Genomic DNA, 16807 nt, shown 5'->3' with positions numbered 1-16807 from the left:
CAACAAACCTTATCGAGAACCTGAACGGGAAGATAAGAAAGTATACCAAGAACAAACTTTCTTTCCCAACAGACGATGCCGTAATGAAATCAGTATATTTGTCAGTGCGTGAAGCAACCAAGAAATGGACAATGCCCATAAGGAACTGGGGCATTATTCTAAACCAGTTCCTAACGATCTATGAAAAAAGGGTCAGACTTTAAAAAAGTCTAACCCCTGTTATTTTAAACTTACACACTTTTCGAGATAGTGTCGGATTTTTCAATTATAGTCTAGTTAATTATTAACTAGTTAAGTCTTCAGCTTTATTTTTTAGCTGGTTGGTTTCACGTTGTGCAGCATTTTTTAGTTGATCGTACTTTTCAGAAATTGTATCCTCAACTTCGCCAGCTTTTTCTTTAATTCTTCTACCTGTATCAGTAGCTTTGTCTTTAAGTCTTTGCTTTTCTTCTGGAGTCATTTTGTTATACTTCCATAATGCAAATGCACCGGCAGCTGCACCTAAAACTGCTAATAATCCTTTTCCTTTATTGTTCATATCTTTTTATTTTTTTGTTTATGTGAAGATACGAGATTGGCGCACTATAACAATGTGATATTGTTGACTTTAATATAAATTTAATACTTAGCTTAAAATACTTTTAAAGTATTCCCAAATTTTTAAATAAAAAAGGTTTTTGAAGATTTACACTATGGTTTTTTTGGATTAAATACAGTTGAATTCTTTAAAAGAGAAACGTAAAAATTTAAGATAAGCATAATTACATTTTACATTGTTTCTCTAGCTATATTTGTTAAAAATTAAAAATATGTCTCGAAAGGAGTCTGAGAATGATATCTCAGTTGAAGAAAATAGTTTTTCTAGTGAATTTTCTGATAAAGAAAATAAAGCAATTAATCCTGATGAAATTGCCAAGTGTATTGCTATACTCGAATATTTGAATAACAATACCGAAGAGATTTTTGAAATTCCAAAGGAACAACGTACTGCTTTAATAAAGGCTTCTGGGCAACTTTCAAGACCTAATCGAGATGAATTTTCACGTAGAAAGAAAGATGCCAAAAAAGCTCAGAAGCGTAAACTTGCAAATAAAGATAGAACTGCACGGAAAGAAACAGGCATACGAAGTGCTAGAGAGAATGTAGTATTTGTAGCGCCCAAACTTATACAAACCTCTGATTTGTCTTCAAAAGAAACCTTAGAGCTTGAAACGCCTCGTAATTGTTACGTATGTAAAACTCTTTTTACAAAAATGCACCACTTCTATGATACAATGTGTACCGATTGTGGGGACTTTAATTATGCCAAAAGGTTTCAAACAGCCGATTTAACAGGGCGAATAGCAGTTTTAACAGGCTCAAGACTTAAAATCGGGTATCATGTTGCATTGATGTTACTTAGGGCAGGAGCCACTGTTGTTGCAACTACTAGATTCCCCGCAGACTCTGCTTATCGTTTTGGTCAAGAAGAAGATTTTCACCAATGGTCTGACCGTTTAAAAATTCACGGGTTAGATCTTCGCCATATTCCTAGTGTTGAAATTTTCTGTAATTATATCGAGCAGAAATATGATAAACTCGATATATTAATAAATAATGCAGCGCAAACTGTACGTAGGCCAGCTGGATTTTATAAGCACTTGATGCCTAAGGAAGAAATGCCATTTGAAGACCACCCTCAATTTGTAAAAGATTTACTTCAAGACCACTACCATTGTTTAACCGAGTTAAAATCACTTACTGACGATATTGGCAAAGACCCGAATAAAAATTTACCTGTTACTTGGCACGGTTCAGAACCAGGAATTGGAATTAGAGCCTCGGCTAAACTTTCACAAATACCATATAGTTTTGATAATTCATTAAGCGCAAATGAAGTTTTCCCTGAAGGAAAATTAGATGCAGATTTGCAACAAGTAGATTTAAGGAAGACTAATAGCTGGCGATTAAGGTTAGGTGAAATTGAAACTACTGAAATGATTGAAGTGCAATTAGTAAACTCCATAGCTCCTTTTGTTCTTTGTAATCGTTTGGGTGAAATTATGAAGAAAGAAAATACTGGTAAAAAACACATTATCAACGTTTCAGCTATGGAAGGAAAGTTTCATCGCTTTTTTAAGGAAGACCGACATCCACATACAAATATGGCAAAAGCCGCGCTTAATATGTTAACCCATACTGCAGCCGGAAGTCTTGCTAAGGAAGGAATTTATATAAACGCTGTTGATACGGGATGGGTAACAGATGAAGACCCTGTAGAGCTTGCAAAGCGAAAAATTGAACTACACGACTTTCAACCTCCATTAGATATTGTAGATGGTGCAGCAAGAGTTATGGATCCATTGTTTGACGGGATTAACACTGGAAAACATTGGAGTGGGAAATTTTTAAAGGATTATAGACCAATAGACTGGTAAAGGATTAGTTCTATTTATCAACGGCGTGTCCCATGAGTTTATCGGGAACCTTTTTAAATCGAGAGGTTTTCAATACAATTAAATTTTAAAGTTTTAAAACTATGAGTAACGAACAACCAAATAATCCTTTACACGGAGTTAAGCTAGCCGATATTTTAGAATATCTAGTAGAATTTTATGGATGGGAGACCTTAGGTGAAAAAATTAAAATCAACTCCTTTAATAGTAACCCTTCCATTAAATCTAGCTTAAAATTTCTACGTAGAACTCCGTGGGCTAGAGAAAAAGTGGAGAATCTATACTTAAAAACAAAAAAGAACTCATAAATTATTTCTGTAAATTATATATCTTCTCAATTCGCTTTTTAGATTGAACTAAGACTTCAAAAGTAATATCGATGTAAAGATTTTTACTAGGTAATTCAAAATCATAGATGGTATAATTTCTAAGAAGACAGAAACCTATTACTTTATTCAATGAAGAATCTAATATTTATTACTTGTATTATTTTTTCGCTATCTCTTTCAGGACAAAATATTTCTAATGATGATGTGGTAGGAGTTTACAAGGAAAGGAGTAACGACCCTGTAGGTGGGGCAACTTTTATTTTTCTTCCAGATCACACTTATGTTATTGCATATTTCGGTGGTTTTCAAAAGGGAGTTTGGGAATTTAATGGAGAGAAGGTTACGCTTGTTAAAAGTACAGAACCTCAATTTGCTCTGTATGGCAGAAAATTGAAAAGTTTAAAAAATCAGACTCAAATAAATTTTTCAGTTGAAGCAGGTAATGCCGTGGTAGTAGGGCTAGATTCAAATGCAAAAAATAAACTGAAACCCGTATTTAACAATGAAGCAAATTGTTTTAATTATCCCTATATCTTTAAACAAGAAAAGAAAATACACCAACTTCAGGCTGCTCAAGTTTTAATGAAAAATGCAAATTCCTTTTCTAAAAACAATCTTTTTGCACACGTTTTTCACTTTATAATCCCCACTGATTATAATGACCTTATTTTAATAAACCTCCCATCAGATTATACAGAGAAAGGTACTTTTCACGCTATATTTAACAATGGAATGTTATTTATAGGTTCTGACTCCAAAGGCATGGAGAAAAGACCTTTACATACTTTAAACGAAGAGGATTTGGCTATGACAAACTATTTCGTCAAAAAAACTTTAATTCCAAATGAACTTACAATGTATAGTGAGTTTTTTCCATATTTTGAAAATCCTAGTTCAGAATTACTAGCACCTTATTATAAAATTAAGGTTTTCGACAGCTCCAAGGAAGACATCACTATAGAAAGTGAACCATTTTTTCACGCTAGCTGTGAAGATGATTGAAAATCACGTTTTAAGTTTTATTAAATTTTTAAAAGAAAGGAATTAAACTAGTTTCATAGTATGCATTCCAGACAATTAACTTTGCATTAATAAAATTTAAAAATGACATTCCTTATCTTTAACAAAAACGCAAAATTATGGCCAAAAAAGTAGCAGATTTATTAGTTGAGAACTTAGTTAATGCAGGTGTTAAACGTTTATACGCAGTTACTGGTGATAGTTTAAACCCCATTAATGATGCAATAAGAAGAGATGGAAGAATAGAGTGGATACATGTTCGTCATGAGGAAGCAGGTGCTTACGCAGCCTCAATGGATGCTGAGCTTGACGGTATTGGGTGTTGCATGGGAAGTAGCGGACCAGGACACGTGCATTTAGTAAATGGATTGTATGACGCCAATCGCTCTGGAAATCCGGTTATTGCCATTGCCACAACTATTAATACCGACAGAACAGGTTTGGAAAATTTTCAAGAAACCAATGTTGTCAAGCTTTTTGACGACTGTAGTAAATATTGTGTAATGGCTAATACTCCACAACAAGCGGCAAATGCCTTTCAAGCTGCAATTCAACATGCTGTACAACATAGGGGAGTGGCTGTAGTTGGTTTACCTGGTGATGTTTCTGAGGCAGAATTAGATCATATAACTGTTGCTAATAAGAATTTTTATACCAATCCTATTATTATTCCAGGAATTGAAGAGATGGAAAAATTGGCGGAAGTTATTAATTCACATAAAAACGTAATGCTGTTCTGTGGATATGGTTGTAAAGAGGCTCAAGAAGAAGCTATGCAGCTAGCAGAAAAACTTAAAGCACCAATGGGATACAGCTTTAGAGGAAAAATATTTTTTGATAAAGTTTCAAATCCATACGCTGTCGGTTTAAATGGTCTCTTAGGAAGCAAATCTGGATTTAAAGCAATGCATGAAGCCGATTTGTTAATCCTGTTAGGTACGGATTTTCCATATACCGATTTTTTGCCTGAAGAAAATACAATCATTCAAATAGATGATAAACCCGAACGAATTGGTAGACGTGCTAAAGTTGATTATGGATTCGCTGGTAAAATAAAGGATACATTAGAGGTATTGCTTCCTATGCTAGATGAAAATACCGATGATGAGTTTTTAAAAGAAATGCAAAAATTACATGATGAGCAGGAAGAAAAATACGCTTCTTATGTAGAGGCGAAGTCTAAAGAAAAGAATATTCATCCAGAGTTTGTTGCAGCCGTAATTGATGAAATAGCAGCAGATGATGCAATTTTTACTGTAGATACGGGAATGTCTGCAGTTTGGGCTGCTAGATATATTAAAGGACAACGTAATAGATACCTTACAGGTTCGTTTAATCATGGTTCTATGGCAAATGCAATGCCCATGGCTATTGGCGCGGGCCTGTCTAGACCCGACCGCCAAATTATCGCATTATGTGGGGACGGAGGTATAAGCATGCTGTTGGGAGATTTAATGACAATTAGTCAATATGAGATTCCTGTAAAAATTATAATTTTTAACAACCGCACTCTAGGAATGGTAAAATTAGAAATGCAAGTAGCTGGATATCCACAATGGCAAACAGATATGAAAAACCCAGACTTTGCTAAAGTTGCGGAAGCTATGGATATAAAAGCATGGAATGTTGAAGAATGTGAAAATGTTAAGGGAGCACTATTAGAAGCATTCGCACACAATGGTCCAGCTCTCGTTAATATATTTACAGATCCAGACGCGTTGGCCATGCCTCCAAAAGTGGAATTTAGTCAGATGAAAGGTTTTGCAACCACCATGGGGAAATTAATGTTAAACGGACAAGCCGCTGATGCTATTGATACGGCAAAATCTAATATGAAATACTTAAAAGAGTTATTTTAAAAAATATTAAATTTAAAATTCCCTTGTTTTATACGATTGTGTTCTTAATTCAATTCTATCAATAAATGTTGTAAGGATTGATTTTAGAACACTTTCTATTTAAGATTAATGTGACCTAAAATCAAATGTTAAAACGATCTCTAATAACAGTCTATAGTAATGTTTTTATAGCTTCAATTTTTAATTAGCGTATATGCATTTAAGGATGAGGCAATTAGTAACCATATAAAGTAAGGAGCTAATAATAGTGATAAAGATCTCATTTCTGGCCAGTAATAAAACATAAAGAATCCAACCACTACAGTAAGTGCTATAATAACAAGTAAAGCTGCTAAAATTTGATGGTAGTAAAAGAAAGTTGGATTCCAAACAATGTTTAAAGCGTAGTGTACAATTAAGGCTCCAATCAATAAATTTCTATTTTCTACTGAAGGCCATAAATATGCTAAATAGATACTAAAACAAATCATTATTACGGTCCAAGAAGCTCCAAAAACCCAGCCTGGAGGCGTCCACGGTGCTTTGTTAATTCCTTCATACCATTCAGATCTAGGGCCTTTACCCGCTAAAAAACTTCCAAGGCCGAGGGCTGCAAAATTTAAAATTAAGAATATTATAAGTCTATAAATCATTCTTGACTATTTTAATGTTATGTTCTTAGCGGTTAAGATAATAGTTTAGTTACTAAATATTTTTTATTTCGATAAGTTTCTTTCAAATGAGAATTTGATGAAGATAGCGTTTAAATGCGTTACAAGTTTCAGTACTCTAGTAAAAATGTTTTAGTAGTTTAATTTTAATTTACTTTATCTCTATAGAGTGGTGATAATTTTGCGCAACAGATAATAATGGTCTAGTCGTTATATCGAAATATTTCTAGAGGATAATGCCATATACCAACTCGGTACAACTATACTTATTGTTAAAAAATTAACCCGACAAACTATATTTAACCTGAACAAATTAATAGTGTTCTAAAGCATATTTTTTACCTCAATAGAACAGTAGAATCCATTTGATATTATTAATTTTAAACTTTTAAATTTATTACAAAATAATTTTTTCAATTACTTCTTATGATTAATAAAAGGCTAGAGAATCTGCGTCAACAAATAACTAAGTATCAATTAGATGCAGTTATTATACCTTCAACAGATCCTCATCAATCAGAATATGTTGCTAAACATTGGAAAGTAAGAGAATATTTTACTGGATTTACGGGTTCAGCCGGTGTGTTAGTTTTAAATCAAAATGAGGCTGCACTTTGGACAGACTCACGTTACTTCCTTCAATTTGAAGATGAATGTAAAGACTACAATTTAAACTTACATAAACAATCGATACCTCATGCTCCAGAACACGTACAGTGGTTGTGTGATAGTTTAGAGGAAGAAGCTGTTATTGGCGTTGATTTTTTTCAATTTTCAAAAGCCCAAATCGATCATATAAAAGAAGTATCGAGTTCTAAAAATATTGAACTTAAAAACATTCCAAATCTAGTAGATGAAATATGGAAGGATAGACCCGCCTTGCCGAGTTTTCCAGTTGACATTCATCCATTAGAATACAGCGGAGAAACTACTGCTTCAAAAATTAAAAAAGTTCAAAACATAATTGAAACAGCGAAAGCAGATTATTATTTGTTTTCAAGTTTAGATGAAATTGCTTGGTTATTTAATATTCGCTCTAAAGATGTCGACTTTACGCCTTTAGTAACTTCTTACGCATTAGTTGGATTGGATAACACAATTATTTTTTGTGATAGAAACAGGTTTTCCCCTTCAGCTATTGAAGCATTTTCAAAATTGGATATAGAAGTATTAGACTATGATTTAGCTATTTCTGAATTTCAGAAATTAGATTCAAATAAGAAAATCATTACAGATTTATCGTCTCTTAATTATGCAGTTTTTAACGCTATACAGAGTAAGTTTTTATTTCAAAACTCAATAGCAAGAGAATTGAAAGCTATTAAAAACGAAATAGAGATAAGCGGTTCCAAAAACTGTATGGTAAAGGATGGGGTTGCACTTACGAAGTTTTTCATTTGGTTGGAAAATGAACTTGCAACACGAGAGATTTCTGAATATGAAATTGGAGAAAAACTAGAAAGTTTCAGGCAACAACAAGATTTATATACAGGTGAATCTTTTGCTGCAATTGTAGGCTATAAAGGAAACGGAGCAATCATACATTATACAGCACCAAAAGAAGGCTCTGCCATGGTGAAAAATGAAAATATTCTATTGGTAGATAGTGGCGCTCAATACAAAGATGGAACCACTGATATTACCAGAACTGTTTGGTTAGGAGGGACGCCAACTGAAGAATTAAAAACGGCCTACACATCAGTTTTAAAGGGATATATTACACTTGAGCAATTACAATTCCCTAAAGGAACTGTTGGGATGCAAATTGATGCATTTGCAAGATTCCATCTTTGGCAACAAGGCTTAAACTATCCACATGGAACAGGTCACGGAATTGGTAGTTTTGGGATGGTACACGAACCACCACAAGGTTTTACAACAAATCCTGCAACGAGTAGCGGGAGAACAGCACATTTACCAAATCAACTTACAACAATTGAACCTGGGTGTTATAAAAAAGGAGTGTTTGGGATTCGAATTGAAAATATAGTACTGTCTATAGCTAAACAAGAAACAGAATACGGAGAATTTATAGGATTTACCCCAGTTACATTATGCCCGATAGACAGACAACTAATTGATAAGACTTTACTAACCACTACAGAGATTGAATGGTATAACTCTTATCATAAAATGGTGTTTGAACAACTATCTCCTATGCTGAATACTAATGAAAAAGAGTGGTTAAAACGTATGTGTGAAGAATTATAATCCATCAAAATCTAACCAAAAAAATACAAAAGCCCTATCGATTTCAATATCGATTTCAATTTCAAGCAACTGGGCTTAATATCTATTCCTTAAGCCAACTATCTATAATTTTATAAATTTGTTGTTGTTCTGAAACATCAAAACTCTTAATACGAGTTCTATGATCGCCTTGAGGGTTTACAAACTTAAATAACTCTCGTTTCTCAGCATTCTCCGACAACTCTATAGCTGTAGCACTCCAAGCGTCGTATTCGCCGTAAATGAATAGCATCTTTTCGGCCTTAGTGTCTAAGAAAGCTTTTATGTTTTGCATTGGCTTAGGATCGAAAGGTTTTGAGATGTTTTCAGGGAAAGCCCAATCAAAAGTGTATAGTTTATCGGTTTTTAAGTATTTTGCGAATGGGCTGGTTTCATAGGCATAAATTCCTTGTTGTGTTAACGCAGCCCAAAAATAGGGTTGTAAGTTTTCAACTGAACTTTCCTCAAAAAATCCGTAGCCTACAATATCAAATAAATGATCGTATATAGCCTCAACTGATGCTGTTTCTGTTGGAATATCATGAGTTTTTGTTCCCCATTGCCAGTGCGCAAAAGGGTATTCTAAAATTGAATATTCAAGAGCTTTCTCTACACCAAACTCCCAAGACATTCCTTCTTCAGTAGCTTTAGTCTTTAATATTTCTAATAATGCTTCTTTATTCTTAAAACTAAGTTCTTGAAAGTTTTTGATTTTTGTCCTGTCTTCTTCTTTTCCTACATTCCTTAAGAATTCAAATATCCTTTCGTCTTCTCTATCAAAATTTAAAGGACCAACGTAACAAACACAGCCGTCAACATTTTTTGGAAAATAATATCTATGTGCCATTACAGTTTGACATCCTTTTGAAATTCCTGTTGAAATAAATTTTGCATTTGGATATAAGGCATTTCTAATAGCATTGATGATAGCAGCTTGATCTTTAGCGGCGTTTTCAATTGTTAGCGTATTCCAATCTATGTCTTCAGGTCGAGAATTATTAAAATAACGATGTTCTATGGATATTTGATTGGCATTGTAATGAGTTGCTAATTCCCCTGCTTTTTCTGAACCAATTCCGTAGCCATTAAGTTCAACAATTACAGGTTGCATTGTATTTTCAAATCCTAAAAATACACGCTGTTTAAAGGTGCCTTTAGTTAAGTCGTTATGGTCTATTGGTTGTTCAAACCAAAGCTCATAATTTTCGTCAAAATGACTTACCACAGCTCTTTTTTCAATACTTACAACATTTTCTATAGAAGCTAATTTCTCAAAGTTTGAGACCTCTCTTAAAGTAGGTTCAACGCTTGTCGAGGTTTTACAACTTACAAATAGAAGAACAAAAATTAAAAAATAATGATAGCGAATTGATTTCATAATAAATTCAATTTTAAAGTTTTAATATCGTCAAGTTAGTGTTATTCAATAATTTCGTAATTAACACTAAGTTTTCGTAAGGCTCGTAATGCAGAACCTGAGTTTTTATCGTCAACATCAATTTCTACTGGGTCACCTTCTAATAATATATTTGTAAGTTCCCTAGCCAAGGACTCATTGTGCTTTGATATTTCTGAAATACATTGAGCTATCGCTCTTCTATCGGGGCGTTGCGCATCGCAAGATATTAAGTTTAATTTCATGAGTTTTCAAAGTATTAAATGTCGATAAAATATTATTCAGCTTTACCTTTATTCAAAAGTATATCGTTGTTCTGCCGCTGAAGAAGCATTGAGCATTTCGTTAAATATTCTAATTGTATTAAAATTACGAGTAATTTCTCCAGATACTGCTAGTCCTGAAATTCCAGTTTCTAGGATTGCGGTTACATCTTCTAAGGTAATTCCTCCCACACCAATTATAGGCGTTTCTGTATTTAAAACATCAATAATTGCAGAATATCCATCTAATCCTAAAACTAGGGGTAGATTTTCCTTTGTTTCTGTAAATCTAAAAGGTCCTAGACTAATATAATCTGCTTCTTTTTCAATTAAGGCTTCGCAATCTTGTAAATTGTTTGCAGTACCACCGATAAACTGCCAAGTATATAAATGTTTTCTAGCAATAGTAGGGCAGGTGTCAGATTTTCCTAGATGTACTCCGTCTGCTTTAATCTCTCTAGCGATTTTATAATTGTCGTTTATTATTAATCTGGTCTGAAAGTGAGCTGTAATATCTCTTGCCTCTTGGGCTAGTTTTAATAACTTTTTATCAGAAATATTCTTTAAACGCAACTGTACCAATTCTGCCCCAGAAGTACAGGCCTTCTGGATATTTTCCAAATGCTCTTTAGGAGAATTCCCTTGAGATATATAATGTAATTTAGGTATCATAGCGTTTTTGTCAATATTTTATGAATCAAGATTGCCTTGTCTCTTTTTGAAGATCTCTGTTCTTTTTTCTCTGTTCTTTTTTCTCTACTCTCTTCTCGCGACCATTTATTTTCAAGAAATCTCAATCTTTTTAGCAAACTCCATAAAGTGTGCTTCAAAGCGTTTTAACATTGGGTGTATTTTCTCTGTATACAATACATATTGACACCTTTTGATAGTTTGAGTAACGGCCATGATTGCGGTATAATCAGCTTTTTGAGCAAGAAATTCAGCATCATCAATACTTAATATCTTTAACTGAGAAGAACTAACTCCATTGGTTAAAAACAATTTATTTAATGTTTTAGGCGTAGAAATTAAAATATCTACACCCATAAAGATTTCAGATTTTTGAATATCAATATGAAGCTCTTCGTATCCAACATAAACTCTTATTTCTTTGTGTTGTGTATATGCTTCAAAAGCTTCGAACATTTCCAATGCTTTTTCTTTGTTTTCTACCAAAACTATTGCTCTAGGAGCATCTCCCACGGGTTCAAATTTTAATTTCTGTAAAGTTGTTAGAATAAGTGTTGTTGTTTTTCCACTTCCTTTAGGAGCCGAGCAATAAACATTAGCACCACTTTTAATAACGGGAATGCTTTTTGTCTGAAATGGAGTAGGAGTAATTATTTCAAACTTTTCTAACTTCTCTTTTATTTCAGGGTTTAGTTTTTTAAAGGGCATAGGAAATAAAGACATGATAAATAGTTGAGATTTTACAATGCAACAAATATACTACCTAATGCCGAGTTATATTGAATCAGATGGGATAACTTAATTTTTATGACTATTGTTTTTAATACTTCCATTGCAGTCTGATTATTTAGTTGATTTTTTGAGAATTAAGATAAAAAAATATTAAAAATTAAAAATGTATTTTTGCCAAAAATATAATTATATGAAGTTCTACCCCACGCTTATAGTGATGCTAATTTTTACAACAACTACTTTTTCCCAAGTAGGAATTGGTACAGTTACTCCAAAGAGTGACTTGCATATTTCAAAATCATCTGTGGACGGAGGAAGTATTCAAATAGATGGAGGAATTAGATTAGGTGGAAGAAGTACAGCTGTAGGGAGTAAAGGTAAAACAGGGCAAGTATTGATGAGTGGTGGACCGACGGGGAGTGCTAAATGGGTCACTTTAGGTAAAACAGAAGGTTATACAACAAATTGCGGTGTTCCAAATAGTATTGCAACGATAAATATCACATTACCGGATGGAAGTAATGGAAATGAGGTAAATGTTACTAGTTTTCAAATGGCCACAGCCTTGAGTTCACTACCAGAAGGAGGGATAGTTTTGATTAGAACTACTACGTCAAATATTTACAACAATGTTAATACACGATTAACAATTCAACTTCCAACAGCAAACTCTGTTTTAAACAAACCCTTTGTAATTGCCTTTGACGGTCCAGTTAATTTTAATAATTCAATAAAACATAACAAAACAATTGAAATACTTGTGAAGGCAACTGAAACCAATTCATTTGTTTATGAATTAGGTACAGTTTCAACAAATAGAAAATTTTTTATAAATAAGTTTCCAGACAATAACAATTTAGATTACAAAATTTCTGAACTTGAAAATAATTCAGGTGAAACTCAACCTATATTATTAATGAATTCCTATACCATAACTGCCATTGATAATAAAACATGGTCTTTTACCAATAGAGATTGTTATATTCAGAATCCTAAATCTTAATTACAGGTAATAATACCTCCCAAACATTTTCAGCCAAAATCTTATGTCCTTCAGCTGTAGGGTGGATTCCATCGGCTTGATTTAGGTGTTTTACACCACCTACATTTTCTAAAATAAAAGGAATGAAAGCAATGTTATTCTCTGAAGCCAAATCAGAAAATATGGCTTTAAATTGGGTGGTGTATTCCGCTCCCATATTGGGTGGCATTTGCATTCCTGCCAAAACGATTTTTATTTCAGGATTCTTTGCTCTTACTGCATCTATAATTGCTTGTAAATTAGCTTTAGTTTCTGTTATTGGAAGACCACGCAGTCCATCGTTGGCTCCGAGTTCTAATACAAAAACATCAATATCTTGATTTAAAATCCAATCGATTCTACTCTTACCGCCGGCAGAAGTTTCTCCGCTTACACCAGAATTCACAACTTGATAATTTAGATCTAACGAATCTAATTTCTTCTGAATAATTCCTGGGAATGCGTCATTTGTATCATCTAAACCGTACCCAGCGGTAATACTATCGCCAAAAAACATAATGGTTTTGCTAGATGTTTTTTCTGTAGTTTCAGTTTCAGTAGTATTGTTTTCGGTTGGATCTGTTGTGACCTCAGTTTTTTTATCATTCCCACAGGAAATCATTACAAATGCCAGAAGGATATAACAAAACTTTAAGAGGTTTCGAGACTTGTAAAGGCTTGTATTTAAAAGGCTTTGTGTAATTTTGGACTTCGGCATATTGTTGCAGATAATTATAAAATTGAAATGACAAAGATATTAAAGATTAACGGGCTAGAAAAGACTTATACAAGTGGCTCAAAACAATTAACTGTACTTCAAAAAGTTTCCTTTGAAGTTGAAAAAGGGCAAACATTTTCAATTGTTGGGCCTTCTGGAAGTGGAAAAACCACCTTACTGGGATTAGCAGCCGGTTTGGACACACCTAACTCAGGAACAGTGGAATTATGTGGTTACGATTTAAGTGCTCTAAATGAAGATGAAAGAGCGCAATTGCGAAACGAACAAGTAGGCTTTATTTTTCAAGATTTTCAATTATTACCAACCTTAACTGCGCTTGAAAACGTAAGTGTACCTATAGAACTACAAGGCTCCAAAAATGCCGCAAGTAAAGCGAAAGAATTATTAGAAAAAGTAGGTTTGGGAAAACGTGTCAATCATTATCCCTCACAACTATCAGGTGGCGAGCAGCAACGAGTAGCAGTAGCAAGAGCATTTTCCAACAATCCTTCTATTTTATTTGCCGATGAACCTACAGGAAATTTAGATGAAGAAACTGGTGAAAAAGTAATTCAGTTACTTCTTAACCTCAATGAAGAAGTAGGGACTACGCTTGTTATAATTACGCACGATTTAGACTTAGCCGCGAGAACTCAACAAATTTTGAAACTGAAAGGCGGACAAATTTTAACCAATGAAAAAACAGCGGTAATTTGAAAAAGTCAACTTTAAAGTCAAATAGTAATCCTGCTTGGCTGTTTAAAATGGCTTGGCGTGATGCTAAAGCAAGTAGGGCGCGGTTGCTATTATTTATGGCTTCCATTATTTTAGGAATTGCCGCAGTGGTTTCAATACAGTTGTTTAGTCAAAACCTTACCGATAATATTCAAAGACAATCGAAATCGTTGATGGGGGCCGATTTTCGTATTGATATAAATGAAGTTCCATCTGAGCGGGCACAGGAAATTATAGATTCTCTTCAACCAGACGCTTCGGAAGTAAGTTTTGTATCCATGGTCGCATTTCCTAAGAACGATGGTACTAAATTAGTTCGTGTGCGTGGCTTGCAGGGTGATTTTCCTTTTTACGGAAAACTTGAAACTGAACCGGTTACAGCTTCCACTTCATATAAAACTTCAGGTGGTGCATTAGTAGATGCTACCTTAATGTTGCAGTACAATCTTCAAGCTGGCGACTCTATTAAAATAGGAGAAATAACCTTACCTATAGCTGGTGCTTTAAATGCAATTCCGGGTAATACAGCAGTCTCAAGTTCTGTAGCGCCATTGGTAATTATTCCATATCGATTTATAGAAGCAACTAAATTGTTGCAATTTGGAAGCCGTAAACGTTATGAATTCTTCTATAATCAGCCCGACACCGATTTAGTTTTATTGGAAGAGCAATTGCAACCAATACTAGAAGAAGAAAATGCCGACTTAGACACTCATATTAGTACTAGCAGTAGATTAGGGAGGCGTTATGATAATGTAGGTTCGTTTTTAAACCTTACTGCATTTATTGCGCTCTTGTTAGGTTGTGTAGGGATTGCTAGTTCAGTTAACATCTACATTAAAGAAAAAATAAAAGCAATTGCCGTTTTAAAATGTTTGGGAGCCTCCAGAAAACAGAGCTTTTTAATTTTCCTGATTCAGATTGCAGGAATAGGATTATTAGGAGGAATTATTGGTACAGCAATAGGAGTAGGGCTTCAAGAGCTTTTCCCTATTGTTTTAAAAGAGTTTTTGCCTTTCGAATTAACTATAAGTATTAGTCTACAACCGCTCATTATAGGTGTTCTTTTAGGGGTTATAATGTCAGTTTTATTCGCTTTACTACCGCTATTGCGTACTTGGTATGTTTCACCATTAGAAGTATTACGAGTTAATGGAGATACTTCAAAACAATCTAGAAAGGCAAGTATTGTGGCCATTGCGGTGATTGTTTTATTCTTATATTCTTTTTCTTATTGGTTGCTTCGCGACTGGATGTTTGCATTGGCCTTTATCGGCGGAATCATGGTAACTTTTGGAATCCTTTCAGGGATAGCAATAGGAGCAATGAAATTGGTAAGAACCTTTTTCCCTAAAAGCGCAGGCTTTACTACTAGACAAAGCTTACTGAATTTATTCCGTCCCAATAATCAAACTGTAGTGCTGTTAGTAGCTATTGGGTTAGGAACTTTTTTAATTAGTACATTATATTTTACAAAAGATATTCTTCTAGATAAGGCTGAAATTGGTCAAACATCAGAAAGTGCAAATCTAATAACCCTCGATGTACAACCAGACCAAGTAGGGGAAGTGGTAAATACTTTTAAAGCAAATGGTCTACAGGTATTAAATAATATTCCGCTGGTTACTATGCGAATGCACAGCATAAAAAATGAATTGGTAAACAACCTTCGCACCGATAGTACAGCTCAAATAAGAGGTTGGGTTTTAAATCACGAATTCAGAACCACCTACCGAAATAATTTAATTGATTCTGAAGAAATAGTAAAAGGGGAGTGGGTGCCTTTACAAAAGCCAAGGGAGATTGTTCAAATTTCAATTTCCGAAAATCTTGCTGAAGATGCTAATGTAACTATTGGAGATTCAATTGTTTTTAATGTTCAAGGTGTATTGATGCCAACTGTCGTAAAAAGCATACGTAAGGTGGATTGGACAAATCTGCAACCTAATTTCACTATCCTTTTTCCGAGTGGTGTCCTAGAAGACGCCCCCCAGTTTTATGTATTATCTACCAACGCACCAACTGAAGCCAGTTCTGCTAAATTGCAACGAGACTTAGTAAGTAAGTTTCCAAATGTATCCGTCATAGATTTACGACAGATGTTTACTGTAGTAGAAGATATTCTTAACAAGGTGTCTTGGATAATAAATTTCATGGCATTTTTTAGTATTCTTACGGGGATTATTGTTCTGATAGGTTCCGTCCGTACTAGTAAATATCAACGAATAAAAGAAAGTGTTTTATTGAGAACCTTAGGAGCAAAAAGCAAACAGATTTTAACCATTACTGCTCTAGAATATTTATTTCTAGGTATTTTAGGTAGTCTTTTAGGAATACTTTTGGCTTTGATAAGTAGTTTATTATTAGCAGTGTTTGTATTTCAAGAACCATTCACTCCTTCGCTAATCCCATTCTTGATTTTCTTACCTGGAATCTCTCTTTTAGTCTTAGGAATTGGCTTAAGCAACATTCGAGAGGTTTTAAGAAGTTCGCCATTGGAGGTTTTGAGGAAGAGTGGGTAAATAGTAGTTATTTTTTAAAGGATAGAGAGATGGTTGCGGTTTGATAATTTAAGCAGAACTATAGACCTAATATGTTTTTTAAACCTGTCAGGTATGATGCGCTTCTTTTGGTTTTATGAATTGTTCTTTACAATATTTCGAGAGTTTTTAAGCTCTGCGTCCTTAGCGACTTTGCGGTAAAAAATCACAGCTGAGACGAAAAGGATAA

The 16807-nt window shown here is 34.0% G+C and carries 16 protein-coding genes; 9 read left to right on the top strand and 7 right to left on the bottom strand.

Features of this window, described 5'->3' with window-relative positions; all coding sequences use genetic code 11:
* On the top strand, positions 1 to 203 hold a 203-nt coding region (locus H4O20_RS03370), incomplete at its 5' end, for a transposase (protein WP_185098280.1).
* Positions 204 to 283: 80 nt separating this feature from the next.
* Here H4O20_RS03370 and H4O20_RS03365 read toward each other — a convergent pair.
* The gene (locus H4O20_RS03365; protein WP_139854629.1) at positions 284 to 538 is read right to left on the bottom strand and encodes a YtxH domain-containing protein; all 255 of its coding nucleotides are present in this window, start codon (positions 536 to 538) and stop codon (positions 284 to 286) included.
* Between the two features lie 271 nt (positions 539 to 809).
* Here H4O20_RS03365 and H4O20_RS03360 point away from each other — a divergent pair, with 271 nt between their 5' ends.
* From H4O20_RS03360 to H4O20_RS03345, 4 genes are all read left to right on the top strand, one after another.
* The gene (locus tag H4O20_RS03360; RefSeq protein ID WP_185098279.1) at positions 810 to 2417 is read left to right on the top strand and encodes an SDR family NAD(P)-dependent oxidoreductase; all 1608 of its coding nucleotides are present in this window, start codon (positions 810 to 812) and stop codon (positions 2415 to 2417) included.
* 101 nt (positions 2418 to 2518) lie between these two features.
* Entirely contained in the window at positions 2519 to 2743 is a 225-nt protein-coding gene (locus H4O20_RS03355; protein ID WP_139854631.1) for a VF530 family DNA-binding protein, read from the top strand.
* Positions 2744 to 2893: 150 nt separating this feature from the next.
* Positions 2894 to 3766 carry a hypothetical protein gene (locus H4O20_RS03350; RefSeq protein ID WP_185098278.1) on the top strand — a complete coding sequence of 291 codons (873 nt, stop codon included), beginning with the start codon at positions 2894 to 2896 and terminating at the stop codon, positions 3764 to 3766.
* Between the two features lie 137 nt (positions 3767 to 3903).
* Entirely contained in the window at positions 3904 to 5643 is a 1740-nt protein-coding gene (locus tag H4O20_RS03345) for a thiamine pyrophosphate-dependent enzyme (protein WP_185098277.1), read from the top strand.
* A gap of 173 nt (positions 5644 to 5816) precedes the next feature.
* Here H4O20_RS03345 and H4O20_RS03340 read toward each other — a convergent pair whose 3' ends face one another.
* Complete coding sequence (locus tag H4O20_RS03340) at positions 5817 to 6275, bottom strand: TspO/MBR family protein (RefSeq protein ID WP_139854634.1); 459 nt, start codon at positions 6273 to 6275, stop codon at positions 5817 to 5819.
* Between the two features lie 444 nt (positions 6276 to 6719).
* Between H4O20_RS03340 and H4O20_RS03335 the strand changes: the two genes are divergently transcribed.
* Positions 6720 to 8504: an aminopeptidase P family protein gene (locus H4O20_RS03335; RefSeq protein ID WP_185098276.1), complete on the top strand. Its 1785-nt coding sequence runs from the start codon at positions 6720 to 6722 to the stop codon at positions 8502 to 8504.
* An 82-nt stretch (positions 8505 to 8586) separates the two neighbouring features.
* On the opposite strand, the gene H4O20_RS03330 is transcribed toward H4O20_RS03335, so the two are convergent.
* The 4 genes from H4O20_RS03330 to H4O20_RS03315 form a co-directional block, all read right to left on the bottom strand.
* Positions 8587 to 9900: a S28 family serine protease gene (locus tag H4O20_RS03330; RefSeq protein WP_185098275.1), complete on the bottom strand. Its 1314-nt coding sequence runs from the start codon at positions 9898 to 9900 to the stop codon at positions 8587 to 8589.
* 41 nt (positions 9901 to 9941) lie between these two features.
* Positions 9942 to 10163: a hypothetical protein gene (locus H4O20_RS03325; RefSeq protein ID WP_185098274.1), complete on the bottom strand. Its 222-nt coding sequence runs from the start codon at positions 10161 to 10163 to the stop codon at positions 9942 to 9944.
* A gap of 48 nt (positions 10164 to 10211) precedes the next feature.
* Complete coding sequence (gene thiE, locus H4O20_RS03320) at positions 10212 to 10853, bottom strand: thiamine phosphate synthase (RefSeq protein ID WP_139854638.1); 642 nt, start codon at positions 10851 to 10853, stop codon at positions 10212 to 10214.
* Positions 10854 to 10964: 111 nt separating this feature from the next.
* A complete protein-coding gene (locus tag H4O20_RS03315; protein WP_306785637.1) occupies positions 10965 to 11594 on the bottom strand; it encodes a DEAD/DEAH box helicase in 630 nt (209 codons plus the stop codon).
* Positions 11595 to 11793: 199 nt separating this feature from the next.
* Here H4O20_RS03315 and H4O20_RS03310 point away from each other — a divergent pair, with 199 nt between their 5' ends.
* On the top strand, positions 11794 to 12606 hold the full coding sequence (locus tag H4O20_RS03310) for a hypothetical protein (protein WP_139854639.1): 813 nt from the start codon (positions 11794 to 11796) through the stop codon (positions 12604 to 12606).
* Here the strand turns inward: H4O20_RS03310 and H4O20_RS03305 are convergent.
* Positions 12596 to 13342 carry an arylesterase gene (locus H4O20_RS03305; protein WP_185098273.1) on the bottom strand — a complete coding sequence of 249 codons (747 nt, stop codon included), beginning with the start codon at positions 13340 to 13342 and terminating at the stop codon, positions 12596 to 12598. The genes H4O20_RS03310 and H4O20_RS03305 overlap by 11 nt on opposite strands.
* A gap of 27 nt (positions 13343 to 13369) precedes the next feature.
* Here H4O20_RS03305 and H4O20_RS03300 point away from each other — a divergent pair, with 27 nt between their 5' ends.
* Positions 13370 to 14059 carry an ABC transporter ATP-binding protein gene (locus tag H4O20_RS03300; RefSeq protein ID WP_185098272.1) on the top strand — a complete coding sequence of 230 codons (690 nt, stop codon included), beginning with the start codon at positions 13370 to 13372 and terminating at the stop codon, positions 14057 to 14059.
* A gap of 47 nt (positions 14060 to 14106) precedes the next feature.
* Positions 14107 to 16599 (top strand): ABC transporter permease, encoded by a 2493-nt coding sequence (locus H4O20_RS03295; protein ID WP_185098289.1) that lies wholly within the window; start codon positions 14107 to 14109, stop codon positions 16597 to 16599.
* Positions 16600 to 16807: the final 208 nt, after the last annotated feature.

Source organism: Aequorivita sp. 609, from assembly GCF_014212065.1.
Taxonomy (GTDB): Bacteria; Bacteroidota; Bacteroidia; order Flavobacteriales; family Flavobacteriaceae; genus Aequorivita; species Aequorivita sinensis.
This window is presented reverse-complemented; position numbering and strand designations above follow the sequence as displayed.